The organism is Streptomyces sp. NPDC047525 (assembly GCF_040643025.1).
Taxonomy (GTDB): domain Bacteria; phylum Actinomycetota; class Actinomycetes; order Streptomycetales; family Streptomycetaceae; genus Streptomyces; species Streptomyces durmitorensis.
On record NZ_JBEYTL010000001.1, the window covers coordinates 377,132 to 397,538 of the forward strand.

At 70.2% G+C, this 20,407-nt stretch carries 21 protein-coding genes and 1 pseudogene; 10 read left to right on the top strand and 12 right to left on the bottom strand.

Annotation, left to right across the window (positions count from 1 at the left end; genetic code table 11):
* Positions 1 to 28: 28 nt before the first annotated feature.
* Positions 29 to 652 carry a TetR family transcriptional regulator gene (locus ABZ833_RS01860; protein ID WP_361039666.1) on the bottom strand — a complete coding sequence of 208 codons (624 nt, stop codon included), beginning with the start codon at positions 650 to 652 and terminating at the stop codon, positions 29 to 31.
* Between the two features lie 130 nt (positions 653 to 782).
* Here ABZ833_RS01860 and ABZ833_RS01865 point away from each other — a divergent pair, with 130 nt between their 5' ends.
* From ABZ833_RS01865 to ABZ833_RS01885, 5 genes and pseudogenes are all read left to right on the top strand, one after another.
* A complete protein-coding gene (locus ABZ833_RS01865; protein ID WP_361039668.1) occupies positions 783 to 1,475 on the top strand; it encodes an SDR family oxidoreductase in 693 nt (230 codons plus the stop codon).
* Positions 1,476 to 1,530: 55 nt separating this feature from the next.
* Positions 1,531 to 2,586, top strand: a complete 1,056-nt coding sequence (locus ABZ833_RS01870) for an aldo/keto reductase (protein ID WP_361039671.1) — start codon at positions 1,531 to 1,533, stop codon at positions 2,584 to 2,586.
* Between the two features lie 46 nt (positions 2,587 to 2,632).
* Positions 2,633 to 3,637, top strand: coding sequence for an NADP-dependent oxidoreductase (locus ABZ833_RS01875; protein WP_361041295.1), 1,005 nt, complete (start codon positions 2,633 to 2,635; stop codon positions 3,635 to 3,637).
* A gap of 97 nt (positions 3,638 to 3,734) precedes the next feature.
* Positions 3,735 to 4,601, top strand: a complete 867-nt coding sequence (locus ABZ833_RS01880) for an alpha/beta hydrolase (RefSeq protein ID WP_361039673.1) — start codon at positions 3,735 to 3,737, stop codon at positions 4,599 to 4,601.
* Between the two features lie 59 nt (positions 4,602 to 4,660).
* Positions 4,661 to 5,241 (top strand): annotated as a pseudogene (locus ABZ833_RS01885) (FAD-dependent monooxygenase); the annotation flags it as partial.
* Between the two features lie 12 nt (positions 5,242 to 5,253).
* On the opposite strand, the gene ABZ833_RS01890 reads toward ABZ833_RS01885, so the two are convergent.
* On the bottom strand, positions 5,254 to 5,889 hold the full coding sequence (locus ABZ833_RS01890; protein WP_361039676.1) for a TetR/AcrR family transcriptional regulator: 636 nt from the start codon (positions 5,887 to 5,889) through the stop codon (positions 5,254 to 5,256).
* Positions 5,890 to 5,983: 94 nt separating this feature from the next.
* On the opposite strand from ABZ833_RS01890, the gene ABZ833_RS01895 reads away from it, so the two are divergent.
* A complete protein-coding gene (locus ABZ833_RS01895; protein WP_361039679.1) occupies positions 5,984 to 6,541 on the top strand; it encodes a GNAT family protein in 558 nt (185 codons plus the stop codon).
* 57 nt (positions 6,542 to 6,598) lie between these two features.
* Here the strand turns inward: ABZ833_RS01895 and ABZ833_RS01900 are convergent, their stop codons facing one another.
* The gene (locus ABZ833_RS01900) at positions 6,599 to 7,219 is read right to left on the bottom strand and encodes a LysE family translocator (RefSeq protein WP_361039680.1); all 621 of its coding nucleotides are present in this window, start codon (positions 7,217 to 7,219) and stop codon (positions 6,599 to 6,601) included.
* A gap of 111 nt (positions 7,220 to 7,330) precedes the next feature.
* Here ABZ833_RS01900 and ABZ833_RS01905 point away from each other — a divergent pair, with 111 nt between their 5' ends.
* Positions 7,331 to 7,783, top strand: a complete 453-nt coding sequence (locus tag ABZ833_RS01905; protein WP_361039682.1) for an Lrp/AsnC family transcriptional regulator — start codon at positions 7,331 to 7,333, stop codon at positions 7,781 to 7,783.
* A gap of 254 nt (positions 7,784 to 8,037) precedes the next feature.
* On the opposite strand, the gene ABZ833_RS01910 is transcribed toward ABZ833_RS01905, so the two are convergent.
* The 3 genes from ABZ833_RS01910 to ABZ833_RS01920 form a co-directional block, all read right to left on the bottom strand.
* The gene (locus ABZ833_RS01910; protein ID WP_361039684.1) at positions 8,038 to 8,865 is read right to left on the bottom strand and encodes an AraC family transcriptional regulator; all 828 of its coding nucleotides are present in this window, start codon (positions 8,863 to 8,865) and stop codon (positions 8,038 to 8,040) included.
* Between the two features lie 72 nt (positions 8,866 to 8,937).
* A complete protein-coding gene (gene dgoD / locus ABZ833_RS01915) occupies positions 8,938 to 10,083 on the bottom strand; it encodes a galactonate dehydratase (RefSeq protein ID WP_361039687.1) in 1,146 nt (381 codons plus the stop codon).
* Positions 10,084 to 10,158: 75 nt separating this feature from the next.
* Entirely contained in the window at positions 10,159 to 10,887 is a 729-nt protein-coding gene (locus ABZ833_RS01920; protein WP_361039689.1) for an SDR family NAD(P)-dependent oxidoreductase, read from the bottom strand.
* Between the two features lie 289 nt (positions 10,888 to 11,176).
* Between ABZ833_RS01920 and ABZ833_RS01925 the strand changes: the two genes are divergently transcribed.
* Positions 11,177 to 11,554: a hypothetical protein gene (locus ABZ833_RS01925; protein ID WP_361039691.1), complete on the top strand. Its 378-nt coding sequence runs from the start codon at positions 11,177 to 11,179 to the stop codon at positions 11,552 to 11,554.
* Between the two features lie 37 nt (positions 11,555 to 11,591).
* Entirely contained in the window at positions 11,592 to 12,026 is a 435-nt protein-coding gene (locus ABZ833_RS01930) for an SMI1/KNR4 family protein (protein ID WP_361039693.1), read from the top strand.
* Positions 12,027 to 12,361: 335 nt separating this feature from the next.
* On the opposite strand, the gene ABZ833_RS01935 is transcribed toward ABZ833_RS01930, so the two are convergent.
* The 6 genes from ABZ833_RS01935 to ABZ833_RS01960 all read right to left on the bottom strand — a co-directional run bounded on the left by ABZ833_RS01935 (position 12,362) and on the right by ABZ833_RS01960 (position 19,447).
* Positions 12,362 to 13,387 (bottom strand): hypothetical protein, encoded by a 1,026-nt coding sequence (locus ABZ833_RS01935; protein WP_361039696.1) that lies wholly within the window; start codon positions 13,385 to 13,387, stop codon positions 12,362 to 12,364.
* 192 nt (positions 13,388 to 13,579) lie between these two features.
* Positions 13,580 to 14,785 (bottom strand): MFS transporter, encoded by a 1,206-nt coding sequence (locus ABZ833_RS01940; protein WP_361039699.1) that lies wholly within the window; start codon positions 14,783 to 14,785, stop codon positions 13,580 to 13,582.
* Between the two features lie 343 nt (positions 14,786 to 15,128).
* On the bottom strand, positions 15,129 to 15,587 hold the full coding sequence (locus tag ABZ833_RS01945; protein WP_361039702.1) for an SRPBCC family protein: 459 nt from the start codon (positions 15,585 to 15,587) through the stop codon (positions 15,129 to 15,131).
* A gap of 105 nt (positions 15,588 to 15,692) precedes the next feature.
* Entirely contained in the window at positions 15,693 to 17,630 is a 1,938-nt protein-coding gene (locus ABZ833_RS01950; RefSeq protein WP_361039705.1) for an RICIN domain-containing protein, read from the bottom strand.
* A 556-nt stretch (positions 17,631 to 18,186) separates the two neighbouring features.
* Positions 18,187 to 18,684, bottom strand: a complete 498-nt coding sequence (locus ABZ833_RS01955) for a cupin domain-containing protein (RefSeq protein WP_361039708.1) — start codon at positions 18,682 to 18,684, stop codon at positions 18,187 to 18,189.
* 157 nt (positions 18,685 to 18,841) lie between these two features.
* Complete coding sequence (locus tag ABZ833_RS01960) at positions 18,842 to 19,447, bottom strand: sigma-70 family RNA polymerase sigma factor (protein ID WP_361039710.1); 606 nt, start codon at positions 19,445 to 19,447, stop codon at positions 18,842 to 18,844.
* Positions 19,448 to 19,537: 90 nt separating this feature from the next.
* Between ABZ833_RS01960 and ABZ833_RS01965 the strand changes: the two genes are divergently transcribed.
* The gene (locus ABZ833_RS01965; RefSeq protein ID WP_361039713.1) at positions 19,538 to 20,365 is read left to right on the top strand and encodes an alpha/beta hydrolase; all 828 of its coding nucleotides are present in this window, start codon (positions 19,538 to 19,540) and stop codon (positions 20,363 to 20,365) included.
* Positions 20,366 to 20,407: the final 42 nt, after the last annotated feature.

Sequence of the window (20,407 nt, forward strand, 5' to 3'; positions counted from 1 at the left end):
CCGGAGACCCGGACCCAGGTCGGCCTGGTCAGCTGTCTCTCGTCAGGGCCGCATGCGCGGCGGTCAGGATCTCCTCGGAGAGCGGGGAACCCTTGGTGGCCCGGGCCAGGACCAGCGCACCGAACAGGGTGCACAGCCGGGCGATGCCATCCCCATCTCCATCCCCATCCCCGCTCCCGTTCCCGCCCTCGTCCCCGTCTCCGTCCCGGCCGGCGGTTCCGGTGGGCATGAGGAATGCGGCGAAGTCGGCCACGCCCTCCGTGTAGACGCGGCGAGCTTCGCCGTCCTCGTCCTGGCGCGCGATGTCGACCGCGAGCGCCGCGACCGGGCAGCCGTCCGCCGCGTCGTCGCGGTGTTCGACGGAGAGGTAGGCGTCGACCAGGGCGCGCTGGGCAGCGTCGCGCTGCCCGTCGTACCGCGCAAGGCCGGCCGCGTGACGCAGGGCGAGCTCGGTGAAGGCGTGGGCGGTGGCCTCGTCGACCAGCGCCTCCTTGGAGGCGAACTGCTTGTAGAAGCCGCCGTGGGTCAGACCGGCCGCCTTCATCAGGTCGGTGACGCTGACGTGCGTGCCCTGCTCCCGGAACAGCCGCGATGCGGTGTCCACCACCCGCCTGCGGTTCTCCTCCGCCTGCGCCTGCGATACGCGACCCATAGCCACCTCCCACGTGAACCTCAGCCTTTTTGGATGTCGGCTGGCATCTATCATAGTCCGGTGGTTAGATTGTGAGTGCAATCTAATTGGCGCGGGTGCCCGACAAGGCCCGCCCGGACCAGGAGCAGGCATGGAACTCAAGAACGCGGTCGCGGTGGTCACCGGAGCCAACCGGGGCCTCGGACGGCATCTGGCCGCCCAGCTCGTCGGGCACGGCGCGAAGGTCTACGCGGCGGCCCGCCGCCCCGAGACGGTCGACCTGCCGGGCGTCACCCCGCTGCGCCTCGACGTGACGGACGAGGAGTCGATACGGACTGCCGCCCGCACCGCGTCGGATGCGACGCTGCTGATCAACAACGCGGGCATCTCCACCGGCGCAACGCTGGTCGGCGGCGACCTGGAAGCGGTGCGCCGGGAGATGGAGACCAACTTCTTCGGCCCGCTCGCCGCGACCCGGGCCTTCGCCCCCGTCATCGAGGCGAACGGCGGCGGCGCCGTACTCAACGTCCTGTCCGCCCTGTCCTGGTTCCACCCGGCCGGCCTCGGCTCCTACGCGGCCTCCAAGGCCGCCGCTTGGGCGCTGAGCGACGCGACCCGCGAGGAGCTGGCACCGCGCGGGATCACCGTCTCAGCGCTGCACGTCGGCTACATGGACACCGACATGGCCGCCGGCGTGCCCGCCGATCAGAAGGTCGCCGCCGCCGACGTCGCGGCCCAGGCCCTGTCCGGCATCGAGACCGGCCTGCCCGAGATCCTCGCCGACGAGACCAGCCGGTACGTCAAGCAGAGCCTGTCCGCGGCACCCCAGCCGAACGCGGGCTGACGCTCACCCCTCCACCAGCGAGACCGCCTTCCCACCCCTCATGCAAGGACATCTCATGCGTTACACGACCTTCGGACACCGGACCGGACTGCGCGTCTCCGAGTACGCGCTCGGCACCGCGAACTTCGGCACCGGCTGGGGCGCCGGAGCCGAGCCGGACGAGGCCCGCCGGATCTTCGACCGGTTCGCCGAGGCGGGCGGCACCTTCCTCGACAGCGCGGACGGCTACCAGTTCGGCGAGTCGGAGGAACTGACCGGGAAGCTGATCTCCGCCGACCGTGAGCACTTCGTGCTGGCCACCAAGTTCACCCTCGGTGCCGCCGCGCAGCCGGACATCTCCAGGACGGGCAACAGCCGCAAGAACATGGTGGCCTCCGTGGAGGCCAGCCTGAAGCGCCTGGGCACCGACTACATCGACCTGCTGTGGGTGCACTTCCCGGACGAGCTCACCCCCATGGAAGAGATCTTGCGCGGACTCGACGACCTGGTGAGCTCCGGCAAGATCCACCATGCCGCGCTGTCCAACTTCCCCGCCTGGCGCGTCTCGCGCGCGGTGACCCTCGCTGACCTGCGGAACCAGGCCCCGATCATCGGCATCCAGCACGAGTACAGCCTGGTCGAGCGCACCGCCGACCGCGAACTGCTGCCGATGGCCGAAAGCCTCGGACTGGGCGCCGCCCTGTGGTCCCCGCTCGGCGGCGGACTGCTCACCGGGAAGTACCGCAGCTCCGCCGAGGGACGCCTGAGCGACCTGGGCATGGTCATCCACACCGAGAGCACCGACCAGAAGACCGCCGTCGTCGACACCGTCCTGGCCATCGCCCAGGAGAGTGGCGTGACGCCTGCCCAGGTGGCGGTGGCCTGGGTCCGCGAGCGCGCCGCCCGCTCCGCGGCCACACTTGTCCCGATCATCGGCCCGCGCACCCTCACCCAGCTCGACAGCTACCTCGGCGCCCTCGACGTCCGGCTCACCGATGAGCAGTACGCCCGCCTCACCGAGGTCAGCGCGGTACCGCTCGGCGCGCCCCACGAGGGGATCGCCGGCTCCCTGGACCGCCTCCAGGGCGGCGACGCGAGCCGCGTCATCACCCCTGCCGTGCCGGCCGCCTGAACCGGGAACACGGCTCTACGGAACGCTGCGAACGGAGACGATGACGATGAAGGCCTTCATGGTCGAGAAGTACGGCGACGCGAGCGGAATGCGCGCCGCCGAGATGCCCGACCCGCAGGTGGGCGCCGACGACGTCCTGGTCGAGATCCACGCGGCGAGCGTCAACCCGCTGGACATGAGGATCCGCGACGGTGACTTCAAGGCGTTCATGCCCTACCGCCTCCCGCTCGTCCTGGGCAACGACCTCGCCGGAACCGTCGTCCGGACCGGGCCGTCCGTCACCCGCTTCGCGGTCGGCGACGAGGTCTACGGGCGCCCCGACAAGGACCGCATCGGCACCTTCGCCGAACTTCTCGCCGTCCACCAGGACGACCTGGCACCCAAACCCGCCGCCCTCACCATGACCGAGGCCGCCTCTCTCCCCCTGGTCGCCCTGACCGCCTGGCAGGCCCTGGTCGAACGAGCCCACGTACAACCGGGCCAGAAGGTCCTCATCCATGCGGGCGCCGGCGGCCTGGGCTCCGTCGCCGTCCAACTGGCCAAGGCACTCGGCGCACACGTCGCCGCCACCGCGAGCACCGCCAAGACCGGCCTGGTCAAGGAACTCGGCGCGGACGTCGTCATCGACTACCGCACACAGGACTTTGCCGAACTCCTCGACGACTACGACCTCGTCCTGGACTCCCTCGGCGGCGACAACCTCGCCAAGTCCCTGCGCATCCTCAGGCCCGGGGGCCAGGCCATCTCCGTCGCGGGCCCGCCCGACCCCGCCTTCGCCCGCGAACTCGGCGCGAACCCGGTCCTGCGTCTGGCCATGACCGCGCTCAGCTTCAAGACCCGATGCCGGGCCAAGCGCCTCGGCGTCACGTACTCCTTCCTGTTCATGAAGGCCAGCGGCGCCCAACTGCGCGAACTCACCCCGCTCATCGACGCCGGAAAGATCCGTCCCGTCGTCGACCGCGTCTTCCCCTTCGACGAAACCCTCCAGGCCATGGAGTACGTCGAGAAGGGCCGCACGAAGGCCGGCAAGGTCGTCGTCTCCATGACGTGAGCGCCGGCGCAGACGCTGCCGTACCCCCAGAAGGCCACCCGCCACGACGAAGAGATCCCGCCCCTCACTTCCTCCTCACGCACCCCAGGACCCGGCCATGAGCGCACCGTCCGACTCCCTCACGCCCACCCCGTCGTCGCACGACGCGCCGACCCGCTCCGTGTCCGTGGACAGCGTGGACTTCGCCTACCGACAGCACGGTCCGGACGACGGCATACCGCTGATCCTCCTCAACCACCTGTCCGCGGTCCTGGACAACTGGGACCCCCGCGTCGTCGACGGACTCGCCACCCGGCGCCGCGTGATCACCTTCGACAACCGCGGCGTCGGCGCCTCCGGCGGCTCCACGCCCGACACCATCGAGGCGATGGCCCGCGACACCGCGCAGTTCATCCGCGCCCTCGGATACGACCGGGTCGACCTGCTCGGCCTGTCGATGGGCGGCTTCATCGCCCAGGTCGTCGCCACAGAAGAACCTGACCTCGTACGCAAGATGATCCTCGCGGGCACGGGCCCCGCCGGAGGCCCCGGCATCGACAAGGTCACCAGCCTCACCATCAAGGACATCCTCAAGGGCCTCCTGACCCGCAAGGATCCCAAGCAGTTCCTCTTCTTCACCGACACCGAGCACGGCCGAAGGGAAGCGCGCGCTTTCCTGGACCGGCTGAAGGAGCGCACAGAGGACCGCGACAGCACCATCTCGCTGACGTCGTTCCGCGCCCAGCTGAAGGCCATCCGCCGATGGGGCCTTCAGCCACCCGCCGACCTGACCCGCATCAGCCAGCCGGTCCTGGTCGCCAACGGGGAGAGTGACCGGATGGTGCCGAGCGAGAACACACTCGACCTCGCCACCCGGCTGCCCCGGGGCGAACTCGTCCCCCTCTACCCGGACGCCGGACACGTGGGCATCTTCCAGTACCACGACGCATTCGTCGCACAGGCGCTTGGATTCCTTGAATCGTAGCCAGACCGGGGCCCGATACCGCAGAGCCTGACTGGACCACGTCGGCACCCCATTTGGATCGCTGCACCAATTTGGTGCAGCGATCCAAAAGACGGGTGCTGCTCGCCGGCGACGCCGCGCACATCCACTCTCCCCTCGGCGGCCAGGGGCTCAACCTCGGCATCGGCGACGCCGCCAACCTCGGCTGGAAGCTCGCCGCGACCGTGCACGGCACCGCGCCCCAGGGCCTGCTCGACACCTACACCAGCGAGCGCCACCCCGTCGGCGCCGCGGTGCTCGACTGGTCACGCGCCCAGGTGGCGACCATGAAACCGGGCGCTACGACCTGGGCAGCGCGCACCCGCTCATCGGCAGCACCGCCCCCGACTTCCGCTTCGAGGACGGCACCCGCCTCGGCGACCTGCTGCGCCAGGGCCAGGCCGTCCTGCTCGACTTCCGCGCCGACCTCGCACTGGAACGTGTGGCCAAGAACTGGGACGACCGCATCCGGTACGCGGCAGGACCGGCGCGTAACGACCTTGGATTCGCTGCTGTACTCGTGCGCCCCGACGGCGTCGTGGCCTGGGCGAGCGAAGAGGCCCTGGACCCGGACACGTTCGAGCGGGCCGCCGCCCACTGGCTCGGCAGCCCGCAGAACTAGCATCGAAGATGCCTAGCCGACCCGCCCGGTGGCACCCGTGCCTCCGCCGCCCATCCGCGCCAGGTACTCGTCGACCAGCGCGATCTGCCGCTCGGCGGGGAAATCCTGAGGCGCGAACAGCGCCTGGACGACAAGGCCGAGGACGAAGCTCTGGGCCGCCGCAGCGGTGTCATCGGCCCGTGGGCCGGGCGGCAGTTCGCCCAGCTCCTGGGCCTCGGCGATGTGCCGGGCCTTCCGCTCGCGCGCACGGCGGTAGCGCTCGGCGTGCTCCCGCGCCAGCTCCGGGTCGGCGAGCGCCACGTCCCAGGAGGCCACCCAGATCCGGTTGCTCGCCGCGCTCTCCGCGTCCAGCGGGAGGATGTCGAGCAGCGTCGCCCGCAGCATCACAAGACCCGATGCCGCACCTGCCCGCTCCGCCGCCGGGCGCGGGCGGTCGGCCGAGCGTCGGTCGAGTACCTCCAGGGCGTGTTGCAGCAGGGCGCGCTTGCTGGGGAAGTAGTGCGTCAGCAGGCCGGTGGTGGCCCCCATCTCCGCGGCGACCGCACGCAGGGTCAGTCCGCCGAAGCCGTGGGCGGCAAGGACTCGCCACACCGCCTGGGAGACCTCGGTCCTGCGGGCGTCATGGTCTGTACGGGCCGGGGGCGTCATAGCCGTTAGAGTACATACCCAACGTTCGTTACGTACCTGGTGCGCGGCGCCCGACACCGCTCCCGCCCAGCCGGACAACCGCATAGGACCAGCCATGTACGCCATACCGCTGACCGAGAATGCCGAGCTCCGCACGCTGGAGCCCTGGCAGGACGCCGAGTTCCTGGCCCACATCGACCGGGCCCGCTCCCACACCGACCCCTGGATCCCCTGGGCCTCCCGCTCCACCGATCTGGAGTCCGCCCGCGCCACCCTCCAGAGCTACGCGGACAAGCAGGCCGCCGACGCCGGACGGATCTACGGGATCTGGCGGGACGGCGTCCTGCTCGGCGGCGTGATGTTCGTGCGGTTCGACGCGGAGTCCGGCACCTGCGAGATCGGCGTCTGGGCCGAACCGGCAGGCGAGGGCCATGGCTTGATCAGCGCCTCGGTCCGGCACTTGATCGCGTACGCGTTCGGCGAGCGCGGCATGCACCGCGTCGAGTGGTGGAACAGCGCGGGGAATGCCCGCAGCCGTGCCGTCGCCCAGCGGATGGGCATGCACCTGGACGGCACCTTGCGCGAGCAGTCCCTCTACAAGGGGGTCCGCCACGACATGGAGATCTGGTCCCTGCTCGCGCACGAGTGGAGCGGCGAGCCGAAGCCCGCGTGACGTACCCGCCTCAGGGCGCGCCGAGGGCCTGCTTCAGGGGCGTATGCCGGGCCCGCCTCAGGCCGCGAGGCGCTCCGCGAGCAGCAGTACGCCGATCACGATCATGGCGGCGCCCGAGACGCGGGTGACCATGCGCGCGGCCTTGGGGCGTGCCCGCAGGATGGTGCGGGCCAGCACGCCCACGCAGAGGTAGATCGCGGCGCAGCTGAGCGTGTGGACCAGGCCGAGCGTGCCGATCTGTGCCGCCAGCGGCCAGCTGCCGTGCGGGGCGGTGAACTGCGGCAGCAGGGCCAGGAAGAGCAGGAGCGCCTTGGGGTTGAGGCCGCTGATGCCCACCCCCTTGAGGACCCGGGCCCCCACCGCCCCGCTCTCCGCATCCTGCGATCCGGTCCCGGCCACGGTGGGCCTGGCCAGCGTCGTGGCGCCGAGCCACACCAGGTAGAGCGCGCCGAGGACGGTCAGTGCGGTGAGGACGGACGGCGTCCTTGCCATGACCGCCGCCACCCCGGCGGCGACCACGGCGGTCAGCGCGACGTAGCCGAGCAGCAGACCGCTGACGGCCGGCACCACGGACCGGTCGCGGAGCCCGGCGTTGATCGCATAGGCCCAGTCCGCCCCCGGTACGAGGATGAGCAGAACTGAGACCGCCCAGAAGGCGGTGATGGAGCTGACTGCCACGACGTACTTCTCCCTCTCAAACAGGTTCTGAGTAGGAGATTAGTTCCGATACGCCCAAAGGTGTTTCCAAGTATTGCCAGCTGAGGCGGCCTCCGTGGCAGGATCTTCCCCATGGACGATGTGGACCGGAAGATTCTTGCGGAGCTCCAGGACGACGGCCGTCTGACGGTCACGGAACTGGCGGCCCGCGTGCGGCTCAGCCTCTCCCCCTGCCACCGTCGGCTGCGCGAACTCGAACGCAGCGGGGCCATCCGCGGCTACCGCGCGATCCTGGACGCGCGCGCCGTGGGCCTGAGCTTCGAGGCGCTGGTCTTCGTCACCATGCGCCAGGAGGACCGCGACACCGTCTCCGCCTTCGAGCAGGCGCTCACCGAGATCCCCGAGATCCTGCAGGCCGAGCGCCTGTTCGGGGATCCGGACTATCTCGTACGCATCGTCAGCAGGGACCTGCCCGCCTTCCAGCGGCTCTACGACGACAAGCTCGCCACGCTGCCGGGCGTGCAGCGCCTGAGCTCCACGCTCGTCATGAAACACGTGGTGAACGAGCGCGCCCTGCCCCTGTGAACGTCAGCGGCGGATCCGCGGCGAGGACGACGTGCGTCTTGGCCAGGAGCAGAACCAGTGGGTTCCACCAGGCCGTTGGGGCGGCGTATCCGTGGATCAGCACCAGGGCGGGCGCGTTCGGTGACGATCCGCACGCGACGGCGTGCGTCTCGACACCGCTCCCAGGGTCATGGCTCTGCATGGCCCCACCCTCACCGGCGGCGGCGCGTCACGTCTTGGACGAATGTTCCCGCTGCTGGTCGTCGTGCTCGTCGTCACCAGTGGCTGCCGGCCGCCGTGTCCGTGTCCGGCGGCGGGCCCAGCGCGCCCGGCGTGCAGCCCGCGAAGGCCAGTACGTCGCGGTGCAGATGGGACTGGTCGGCGTACCCGCACGCCACGGCGACCTCGGCGGCGCCCCGGCCCGCCGACAGGCCTCGTACGGCACGGTCGAACCGTACGAGCATCGCGGCGCGCTTGGGCGTCAGGCCGACCTGGGCGGTGAACCTCGACCACAGCCGCTTGCGGCTCCACCCGCACGACAGCGCCAGGTCACCGACCCGCACCTGGCCCCGGCGGGAGACGATGTGCTCCCAGCTTGCGACGACCTCCGGGTCCATCGACCGCGCCGATGCCTGGCGCCGCGTCAGGAACTCGTCCATCAGCGCGAAGCGGCCTTCCCACTCCTTCGCCGCGGTCAACTGCTCGCGGAGCCGGGGCTCATGGCGCCACAGCTCGTCGAGGCCGATCACGAGGCCGTTCAGATCGGAGAGCGAGACGCCCAGCAACGAGTAGGCGCTCACGGGCGACATGCGCAGCTCCACGCAGTCCACGCGCTGCCCGCGGATGCGGACTTCACCCGGGGCAAGACCGGCGGCAAGGCTCCGCAACGCCCTGCTGCCGCTGGTGTTGTCCACGGCCAGGGCGTCGTCGCCCAGTTCGATCACGACCGTCACGGTCGGCTGCGGGATGACCCGCATGTCCAGTCCGGCAGCCGCCCGGTCGCGGAATCCGGCCACCACCACGCCGTCGAGCGGCGATGGGCGGCTCGGGCACGCGACCTCCCACCCGCGCAGGCGGTCGCCCTCGTACTGAACCGGGTCCACGCCTCCCAAGCTACCGGCTCACCCTCCGCGGCGCGGCCTTCATCCGTGCCGTCCTCGCCTCCCCCACTCCCCTCACCACTCGGCGAACGAACCGTCCTCGTGCCGCCACACCGGGTTGTGCCAGTCCGCCTGGCTGTCGTCGGCCGCGCGCACCGCCTTCTCGTCGATGTCGATGCCGAGCCCCGGGCCGGTCGGGCGCAGCAGATGGCCCTGGTGGAAGCGGAACACTTCGGTGTCGGCGAGGTAGGACAGGACGTCCGCGCCGGTGTTGTAGTGGATGCCGATCGACTGTTCCTGGATCAGGAAGTTGGGGACGCTGACCGCGATCTGCAGGCTCGCGGCCAGCGAGACGGGGCCCAAGGGGCAGTGCGGGGCGATGAGGGTGTCGAAGGTCTCGGCGAGCGAGGCGATGCGGCGGACCTCGGAGATGCCGCCCGCGTGGGACAGGTCGGGCTGCAGGACCGCGACACCGGCCTGGAGGACGGGCAGCACGTCCTGCCGCGAGAACAGGCGCTCGCCGGTGGCGATCGGCACGGGCGACGAGGCGACCAGGGCGGGCAGCAGGTGGTCGTACTCAGGCAGGATCGGTTCCTCGACGAACATGGGGGCGAGCGGCGCCAGGTGGGGCAGCAGCCGGCGGGCGTTCGCGGCGTGGAAACGGCCGTGGAAGTCGAGCGCGAAGTCCCTTTCGGGGCCGAGGACTTCGCGGGCCGCGGTGGCACGGTCGACGATCTCGTCGATGTCCGCGACGGTGGCCAGGCGGTTCATGCGGCCGCTCGCGTTCATCTTGACCGCGGTGAAACCCGCCTCGACCTGGGCCGTCACCTGCTCGGTGATGTGGGCGGGGCTGTCACCGCCCACCCAGCTGTAGGCACGCACCCGTTCGCGGACCGGGCCGCCGAGCAGCACGTGTACCGGCACACCCAGCCGCTTTCCCGCGATGTCCCACAGCGCCTGGTCGAGCCCGGCCACCGCGCTGGAGAGGACCGGGCCGCCCCGGTAGAAGGAACCCTTCGTCATCACCTGCCAGTGGTCCTCGATGCCCGACGGGTCCTTGCCGATGAGGAGTTCGGCCAGCTCTCCGACGGCCGTACGGACCGTGGCCGCGCGCCCCTCGACCACCGGCTCGCCCCAGCCGACCACTCCCTCGTCGGTCTCCACGCGGCACAGCAGCCAGCGGGGCGGCACCGAGAACGTCTCGATACGGGTGATCTTCATCAGGTGAACCTCCTTGAGCAGCACGGCAGATGACCGACGGCGGCGGGGCGCTGGGCGGCGGGGCGGCGGGTTCGCTCAGGCGGACGTCTTGTACACGCTCCAGCCGCCGTCCACCACGAGACTGGCTCCGGTGACGAAGGACGCCTCGTCGCTCAGCAGGAACGCGGCGCTCGCCGCGACCTCGTCCGGGCGGCCGAGGCGGCCCGCGGGCGTCTGCTCGATGCTGCGCGCCCGGTCCTCCTCGCCGATCGTGTCCCAGGCCCGGGTCAGGATGGGGCCCGGCAGAAGGGCGTTGACCCGTACGACGGGTGCGTACTCCACCGCGAGCTGGCGGGCCAGACCGGTCAAGCCCGCCTTCGCCGCCGCGTAGGCGGGACGTCCGGGCAGCCCCATGACAGCGTGCACGGACGAGACCAGTACCACCGCGCCCCGCGTCGCGCGCAGGTCGTCGAGGCAGGCCCGTACGCCGAGGAAGGCGCCGGTCAGCATGACCGACAACTGCCGGTTCCAGTCCTCCGGTTCGATGACGTCGGCCGCGCCGCCGCGCACGGTGTAGGCGTTGCTGAGCAGGCCGGTCACCGGGCCGAAGCGGGCGCGGGCGACCGCCACCGCCCGCGCCCACGACTCTTCCTCGGCCACGTCGCACGGCTCGAAGACCGCACGCCCGCCGTCCTTGCGGATGGCGTGTGCGGTGCGCTCGCCCTCCGCGACATCGACGTCAGCGATCACCACCCCGGCCCCTTCGGCCGCGACCCGCCGGGCCGTCGCCGCACCGATCCCCTGGGCTCCCCCACTGACCACCACACAACGACCGACGAAACGCCGAGACGAACCTGATGCCCCCGGCGCCCCCGACGAACCTGGCGACCCCGACGGCCCTGACGGACCTGACGGACCTGACGGACCTGACGGACCTGACGACTCAGCACTCACAGGCAACTCCAGCCCTTCGCACCGGCACACACGGCAGCGGGCATTCCCCACCCACGCCATTAACCACCACGCGACACCCTGCCGCCAACACCCCCTCCAGCCCCGGCTCACCGAGCGATAGCTGGCGGACGTGCCGTGCCATGTGGTCGACGATCAACTGATGGAACGACGCATCGATCTCGACCTGGCGGCCGCCCAGATCAGCGCACGTCGGCGGCAGTGGACGACCGCCGGCCTCGTGGCCGGGCCGCTCACCTGGCGTGACGCGGCTGCGGATTGGCCGTGGCGGCTGGAGCAGGACCGTTCACGGGTGGAGGATCCCGACTCCGTCGGCATCAGCATCGCCGGGCCCGCGGATGCTGAGCTCCTGGTGGTCCTGTTCCGGGGCGGCTGGGCTGACGTGGACTTCCTGGCGAGTCTCGACGAGGACGTCGTGAGCGAGGCGCCGGAGCCCGGTTCACCCCAGGAGTTCGGGGAACTCCTCGACGGCTATGTGCTCCGAGCGTTCGGTCCGCCGTCGGCGGAGACCTCCAGGTGAGTCTCAGCATGCCGCTCGGGCTGTCTAGGCTGCTCGCATGTGGAGAGAGGTCGCAGGCGGGGCATTTTCCGGGGCCGGGTTCAGCGCGGCGGTCGACTCGGCGGGTGTGGCCACCGCCGAGCGACGGCTGGGGTGTTCTCTGCCGTCCGGGCTTGTGAGCCTGTTGCGCGAGACCGACGGCATCGTGGGGCACCACGGCGTGGATACGGTCTGGCCCCTGGAGCGGATCGTCGAGGAGAATCTTCTCTTCTGGTCCGACAGCTCCTTCGCCGACCTGTACATGCCGTTCGACGCGCTCCTCTTCTTCGGTGACAACGGAGGCGGCGATCAGTTCGCTCTCGTCCGGAGGCCTCCGCGAGCCGACATCTTCGTATGGGAACACGAGAACGACAGCCGCCGCTGGGCCGCCCGGGACCTGGAGGACTACCTCCGTCGGTCACTCGCAGGGGACGGAGACGACTGGTACCAGTAGCGGTTGAAGCGCCGACAGCGTTCCGCCATGGATGATCGCGCCGAGCGCCCGCTGCTCTTCCTGGACGTCGATGGAACGCTCCTGCCCTACGGCGGAGCCCGCCTCCCAACAGCCTTTGCGGAGTGGGTCAGTTGGCAGGACGTGTCGAATCCTCAGCTGAGGAGGACGGGGCGGGGTTGCTGCATGGGGAGACCCGGGCCCTCGCGCATTTGGCGGCTTTACCGGCCTGGTTCCTTCTCGGATGTCGGGCCGCAGGTAGGCACCCTGAGCCTCGCGGCCACCCGGCGTCACGGCATGCCCGCGCCGTGACGCCCCGGCTGCACACTGCGGACGGGCTACGTCATCAACTCGATGTGCGGATGCTCGGGCTCCGCCGGGCAGACGAACAGGTGCTGCCGGTAACCGCTGCCTATCTGGACCCCGGTCGCGTTGTAGCCGCGGTGGCCGGGGTACGGTCCAGCACCTGGGTGGGGGTGCGGAGACCAGCTGTTCCCGACGTCGTCCCCTTCCTCGAACGTGGCGACGGTCATCAGGACCTCCATGCCGGTGGCGCACTCGGAGCAGGGCTGCGAGCTGGGGTCGGTGGAGTTCCAGGCGGGCCAGCCGCCGACCTTCCAGCCGGGTGCGTTGGACAGCACACAGTCGTAGTACGTGTCCGGGTCCATGTCTTCCTCTGCTGCCTGCGGCACACTCCATTGCTTGAGCTGCTCCCGCAGTTCTTCGCTCAGCTCCAGATGGTCGGGGTACTCGGTGATCTGCTCCGGTTCGAGCACGCACGGTTCCGGTAGATAGCCGTCGAACTGCACTGCGGGCGGCTCGGGGGGCGTGTCGAGGATGTCGGTGACGGCGGCTGCCGAACGCCACAAGAGCAGGGTCCTGGGCATGATCGGATGATCGAAGGGGCACCACAAAACCTGCAGCAGGTCCTTGCCCTCCGGCGGGCTCAGATCGGGCACATCCCGTACGTACAGCTGCGCGACGGGCAGCATCGCCATGGGGCCGTCGTATGCCTGGACCGCCCGCCTCACCGGATACGCCCGAGGGGGCCGGATCCGCTCGAGAGTCTCCCGTTCCTCCGGAGTCAAGTCCCGGCCGTTCGAGGCGGCAAAGATCCGTCGTTCCAGCCGCAGATCCGCCGGGGACCGGGCTGGGTTGATGCCATCCACCACATGCGGTTCCTCGCAGTGCGGCCACGGCTCCTCGGCGGGCCACAGCAGTGGCCCGCCGATCGAGCTGTCGTGCCATGTCGGCGCCCCAGGGCGGGGGTGCAGGCGGGTCGCCGTGCGGGCCAGCGGAGCCAGTTGGGGGAAGACAGCAGCGACGTCGATCGGCCGCGGCGGAGTGACAGGAGTGACATTCATGGCCGCAATCTTGCCAATCGCCTCTGACAACGGCCCTCGTGGTCGGCACGGGACGCTCGCCGTGAGCACCCGAACGAGGGACACGAACACTCACAGAGCAGTTGGAAAAGACGGCCGGACGCCCGTTCATCTGGGTCGACGACGAGATCACCGCTCTGGCTGGGCGATGCCCATGACGGTTGACCTGAGGGGCTAAACGTACGCGCGGCGGCCCCACGCAGCGCGCGCGTGGGACACGGTCAGTACCGCCATCACGCAGGTGGCCGCCGCAGCGATCGCGAAGCCTCCATGAGCGCCGTATGCGTCGACCGCGCGCCCGGACATCGCCGCCGCACCGGCCGCACCCGCGGCGCTCGCCGAGTTGAGCCAGGTGAACGCCTGGGTGAGAGCGGCCCGGTGCACAGATGCCGCAGTGAGCACCGAGGACAGCACCAGGATCGGGGGGATGGCCAGGCCGGTGACAGCGAGCGCGAGCCCCAGGCCGGGAAGCGAGTCGGCAACGAGCAGCGGAAGGCAGCTGAGTGCCAACACGGCGGCTGCCAGAGCCAGTTGCACCTGCGGCGCGGCGCGCCAACGGCGCAGTCCGTAGAGCCAGCCGGCCAGCAGGCTCGCGCAGTTCGACACCGCGTAGAGCGGCCCGGCCGTGTCCGCCGCGCCGTGCTCCACCGCGAAGGCCGTCACCGAGACCTGCATGGCGCCGAAGTACAGGCCCAGGGTCAGGTTGACGCCGACCTGCGCGGCGAAACCCCACCGCAGCAGCGAACGGCCTGAGCGCTTGCGCTCGGCGGTGTCCGCTGTCGCAGGCGCCGTGCTGCGCTGCGCGGCGAAGGCAAGTCCGCCGCCCACCACCAGAGCCGTGGCCAGCACCATGCCGTGTGCCGGGTCGCTGCTCGCCCCGACCGTGGTGACCAGGGCCGGTCCGGCGAGGTAGCAGAGCCCGTTGCTGAGTGATTCCAGGGCGAAGGCGGTGGGCAGCGCCGCGGCCCGCTCCCCCCGCAGCAGCGCCGACCAACGGGCGGCCGACAGCGCGCCGAGCTGCGGGATCGTGGCGCCCACCAGCGCTCCTGCTGCCGTCATCAGCCAGTGCGGGCTGCCGATTTCGACGAGGGCCAGCAGCGAAGCCACGGCGGCGGTGTGCGCGATGAGGGCCGGTGGCAGCACCCGGGTCTGGCCGAAGCGGTCGATCAGCCGGGCGAGTTGCGGCCCGACCAATGCCTCGGCGACGGCGAAGCCGCCGGTCACCAGTCCTGCCACGGCGTAGGAGCCGGTCTGGCCGTGTACCAGCCAGATGATGCCGAGGCTGGTCATGGCGATGCCGATGCGGCCTGCGGTGGCGGTGAGGAAGAAGGCTGCGGCACCGGGGGTGCGGAGCAGGGCGCGGTAGGTCGCCGAAGACACGGCGCGTCCCTTTCGCTGCCCGGCGGGGCGGACCACACGGGGTCGTCGGCGCCCTGATGTGCCGACCCGTGGTCATCGCCTGGAACCGTCCAGTGTTGGCGTGGAGCAGGGACGCGCACCCCACGCCGGCTCCATCACCGAGCAGAGGTCTCTCGATCTCAAGTGGTCTCGGGTGTGACAGCAGACCGAGCGTAGGCTCAGCGGATGGGGCGCGTCCAGGCGGTCTGGTGTTGCCCTCGTAGGTTGGACGCAGGGGCGCCGGACCGTACGGGGCCGGAACGGGAGGGGAGCGGAGCGGACCGGAGCGAGGGCGCGGACCGCGACCGGCGGGCGACAGACCGGCCTAGGCCGACGTCTCGGCGCAGGTCGTCACATGCACGTTGCGCGCCTCGATGAGCTTCCGCATGTACCGGCCAAGGGCGACCGCCTCCACGCCCGCTCCCAACAGGCCGAACGGCGCCGCGAATTCGACCACGTCACGCATCACCGTGCCCCCGCGCCCGTCCGGCGCGAAGTAGTGCGTGTGGTGCCACCGCTTGAACGGCCCGGCCACCTGCTCGTCCACGAACCTTCCTGGCCGCTCGTACGCGCTGATGCGCGAGGTCATCCGCCACCGCATGCCGAAGTGCCGAGCCTCCCAGGTCACGGTGTCACCGAGCGCCATACGTCCGGCCCGGATGCCGCCGACGATCCGCTCCCCGGAGCGGGCCATGGACGCGGTGTGCAGATCCACGTCCAGCGACAGGTCGAAGACGGTCGCCGGAGACGCGGCGATGTGCGTGACGGTCTCGAAACACTTCATGCCGGGATGCTCGCACGAGCGCCCGGTCGAGCAATCACCGGCTGCGTCGCGGGTTGGCGGCTGACCTGGGCGAGGTGGTGGCCCATCCGCTGCCGCTTCTCCTCCTTACGGGGCCAGGCCGACACCGCCCCGTCCGCGTCCCGGCTCGGCGGCAGGCATCTCACGCACTCCGTCCAGATCTCCTGCTCGTCCTGCGGGAGAACGGAGGCGATCACCCGGACGGTCGCGCGGGACCGGCTCGGATCCGTCGCAGCAGCCGACCTCGGCATACCGCTTGTGGACATCGCCGTGCCCGGTCGAGTCCGGTGAGGGCCGTCGACCGTTTCCCTTCGACCCGTTTCCCTTCGCCCCGTCGCCCTTCTTCCCGTCACCTCTCGGCCCCGGCCTCTGCTCTCCGGGTAACGCCGGCTCGCAGGTCGAGCCGGCGCAGACGCCGCCGTCCGCATGCGGTGTGTCAGGGCCGGCCTTCGCCGAGGGGCCGCCTTTCCCGTCGATCGAGCGGGTGTCCGGGGATGCCGTCGAGGGGTCGAGCATCCATCGCTGGTCGGCGGAGCCGTCACGGACCTTGACCACGACATCCGCGCCCTTGCGCGAGGAGGCAGGCGTGACCGCAAGACCTTCGTGCCACCGGGGCAGCAACTCCCCCAGCACGGTCAGGTCGTAGCGCACCTCATCGGCATGCGCGTCCGAAGGCGCCACACATCTGCCGAGGGTGATCACTCCGTCGTTCGCGTGGGAGTCCAGGCAGAGCTCGGGACGGGCGACGCTGCTCAGCAGGCCGTTCTTCGCGTACGACCACTGCTGATCCGCCTCGTCCGAGCACTCGGCCAGCTTCGTCTCGGCACCGGGCCTGACTTTGCCGCCCCGGATGTCGAGGCAGAGGTCCGCCTCGACGTTGCGGAGTCTGCCCTGGTCGGACCGGTCGGGATAGCCCGCGGACGTGGGAGGGGGTGAACCTGCGGGCGGCTCCTCGGGATCCGCGCTCGGGTGGGTTTCACGGCTTCCGGCCATGTCGGTCGGGGGCACGGACCCGCCGCTGCCGCCGTCACCCGACGAGAGGATGGCAACGAGCACCGTCGTGAGCAGCGCGGCGGACCCCAGGACCGCTCCGGTGCGCAGCGCCTTGGAGTATGTCCGCGCGGGCCCGAGCGCACCGCCCGGCAGGGGGACGCGTGGCGGAGGGCGATGGCGTCCGCCGCTGCCCGAGTGTTTGCCGCCACGTCCGGTGGCTGCTCCGCCACGCGTCGCCGGGCGCCCGCGCCCCGGCCTCGACTCCAGGTAGCGGCGGGCGCCCCAGCCGAGTACCGCTTCGGCGAGAAGAGTGTCCAACCCGCTCTCGACAAGGCTGAGTTGGTCGGAAACGTCACGGCAGTGGCCGCACTCCGACAGATGGTGTTGAACATCCGGAAGTAAGGCGCCACCGCGGCGAATCGTGACGTCGAGGAGTCGGTTGTAGAGGGGGCATTCCTTGGTCGGTGCAAGTTCCCGGTGGGCGCGGACGATGCCTGCCCGGAATTGTTCACGCGCCTGCTCAAGGGCGTCGACCGCGAGGTCGGCGCTCAAGCCCGACAAACCAGCGGGTATGGATATGTGCTCGGCCTCGACCGCGGTGTGCCACAGCAGGCACTGGGCAACTCCAGGAAGAGCCCAGAAGGAACGCGCGGCGAGTTGCCGCTTCGTGGGCGTCATGGAGGTGGCCGCCCGCATGCCGCGACCGCCGGTCGGTTTGCGGAGTTCCGGCATGAGAGCGGATATGCGCTCGTCGGCGCACCATCCCCTGACCGTCTCCCTGACGGTCACCAGGAGAAGGGGGCGCAGGGCACCGCCCGGCTCGCCACGCGCCATGTGCCCGAGCACCTGATGGAAGGATGCCGTGGCGACCATCGAGGCCGAACTCGCCCAAGTGGCGAGGCAGATGGCCGAGTAGTCGTGCGCCGGCTGCCAGTGCCGCGCGAGCAGGAGGGCGACGGGCTGGTCCGACTCTTCCTCTGTCCGGCCTCGCAGTCGGGCGGCGAGGCTCATGTCGGATTCTGCGTGGCTCACGCCGGGACGAGGGGGGTGGGACGGGCGTGGGGGGTGGGGCGGTTGCACAGAACCTTTTCCTTCCAAACCGAAGGACGGCACACGGGATATCGCACCCATCGAAATGCGGGCGACTGATTGGTGCATACCTGGGACTCGCCAAGGCGGAATTAGATGAACGAACCACGAGACTGAACCGCGATACTGGTCGAATACGGCCAACTGACGACCTTTTGGGTCGACGACCGGCACGAAATCGCGAACAGGAAAAGCGGGCCTGACCATTGCCTCGGCGCGAGGACGCTCACCTTGACACAGGCGACTCACGGGAAACAAGAAGTTCGAGCGACATCCATTCAAGTCGAGAGAGGACGGCCGACGTTACCGGCAGTACTCGCACCCGCTTTCGAAGAATGTCGCGGCGGTCACCCTCCCGAGAGGCCGTCAACCGCATGCACGGAACGCCCACTTGCGCTCGCGTCCGCGCCAACTCCCTTACGCAAGCGCGTTCTTCCCCGCCCACCCATCAGCGAACGCCCACCCCTCCCCCTCACGAGCTTCACCTACCTCACGCACTTCACGAGGCGGCGAGTGCGTTCCGCCAGACGGGGCTGTCCACGTAGTGGTTGTCGTAGCGCTCCGAGGACTCCGCGATCTTCTTCGGGTCACTCTCGCCGCGCATGACGCTGCCCAGCAGGCGCAGGTAGTCGAAGCGGGCCATGCCGGGCGTGAAGATGAACAGGACGTCCGCCTCGCACCCCGGTGCCGCGGCGAAGGCGTGCGGGGTGTGCGGAGGCACGGCGAGGAAGTCGCCGGCGTTCAGGACGGTGATCTCGTCGTCCACCAAGACCTGGAGGGAGCCGCCGATCACGAAGAAGAGCTCCGTCGCCTTGGTGTGGAAGTGCGCGGGAGCCCCGACGGCCCCCTCGGCGAACGTGGAGCGGTACGCGGTGAACCCGCCGTCCGGCCCGTCCGTGTCGGCCAGCAGCGTCATCACACTGCTCGGGTCGGCGGAGGTCTCGGCCTCCGCGGCGCGGGTGAGGAGGGCGGCGAAGTCGGCGTTCTTGCTGCTCATGGCGGTGTCCCCTTCGGTTCGACAGCGGACCCGCTGTCGTTGTGATCACCACTCTACGAAGCCGAAAGACCTGCCGCAGAGTGCAATTCACTGCCAAAATGCGGGGTCAATTTTTCGGCTGCGACCCTGCCCCACCAGATCGTTCCGCGGCCACTGTTCAGGCATCGCCCCTCAGCCGATCCCGCTGGATCTCACGGGCGAGAGCGCGACGCACGGAAGCCGAGCCGGTGGTGGTGATGTTCTCGGGGAGGTCGAGACGACGGCTGATCTCGTCGTACGCGTGCCGGTGGCCGCCCGGCAGTTGTGCCTGATGCTGCCTCAGGTCCTCTTCGAGGAGGCGCCGCAGTTCGTCGACGTTCTTTGGCGTGAAGCGCTTCCTTCCCCGGACGAAGGCATGCACGTAACGACTGCAGTGCGCACCGTCGTCCAAGGTCTCGGAGACCTCCTCGGCCAGGCCCCACAGACGCCCCTCCAGCCAGGGGAGGTCTCGCTGATCGAGGTGGAGATCCATCGGCGGCAGCAGGCGCTCGTCCGTCCTGGACTTCGCCATCTGCTTGGACACGGCGGGCTGGCTCATGTCCGCGAGCTCGGCGATCTTGTCCTGCGTCCAGCCGAAGCCGGCGAACAGCTGGATCATTTCCGCGCGCAGCTTCCGCATCTCCTCGCCCGCGCGGATGACCTCGTTCATGCCGGCGAGCATCCGCTCGGCCTGCCCCTCGGTCAGCGCCCCGGCGTTCTGGTGAGTGTCCTCTTCAGCTGCCATGGCTCGGTTATACCGCCCCGCCCCTCCGGCGTCATAACCAGGTTCTATAACGGGGTTGTATAACCCAGTTATGAGTGTCACGATTGGCGCATGCCCACCTACTCCGCGCCTGACGGAACCCGACTCGCCTATCACCTGCGGGGAGACGGTGACCCCGTGGTCTGCATCCCGGGCGGCCCCGCGGACTCCCGCTACCTGGGCGATCTCGGCGGCCTGGCCGCGCACCGGCAGCTGATCGTCCTGGACAGCCGCGGCACCGGGCGGTCCGCGGTTCCCGAAGACCCCTCCTCCTACCGGTGCGACCGCCTCGTCGAGGACGTCGAGGCCCTGCGCGACCACCTCGGACTCCCCCGGATGGATCTGCTCGGCCACTCCGGCGGCGCCAACGTCGCGACGCAGTACGCGGCCCGGTACCCGCAGCGCCTCGGCAAGCTCGCCCTCATCAGTCCGGGAACCCGAGCCGTCGGGGTGGCGATCAGCGGTGACATGCGGCGTGAGATCGCTCAACTGCGCCGGAACGAACCGTGGTTCCCGTCTGCGTTCGCCGCCCTGGAGGCGATCACCGAAGGCACCGGCACGGACTGGGAGGCCATCAGCCCCTTCTTCTACGGCCGCTGGGACACCGCCGCACGGCAGCACCATGCGGCCGGTCGGCCTGGCAATGAGGAAGCCGTCGCCGGTTTCGCGGCGGAGGGCGCCTTCGACGTGGAGACCACGCGTGCACAGCTCGCCCGCTGCGAGATGCCCGTCCTGCTGCTCACCGGGGAGTTCGACGTGAACAGCCCCCCTCGGCCGGTGGCCGAGTTCGCGGCACTGTTCCGCGACGCGACTCCCGTGGTGCAGCAGGCAGCGGGTCACTATCCCTGGCTCGACGACGCAGAACAGTTCCGGACGACCACCGCCGCGTTCCTCGCGTAGTTCATCCCGACCTCGGCGTGGGCGCGTGTGGTGGACGCGTGT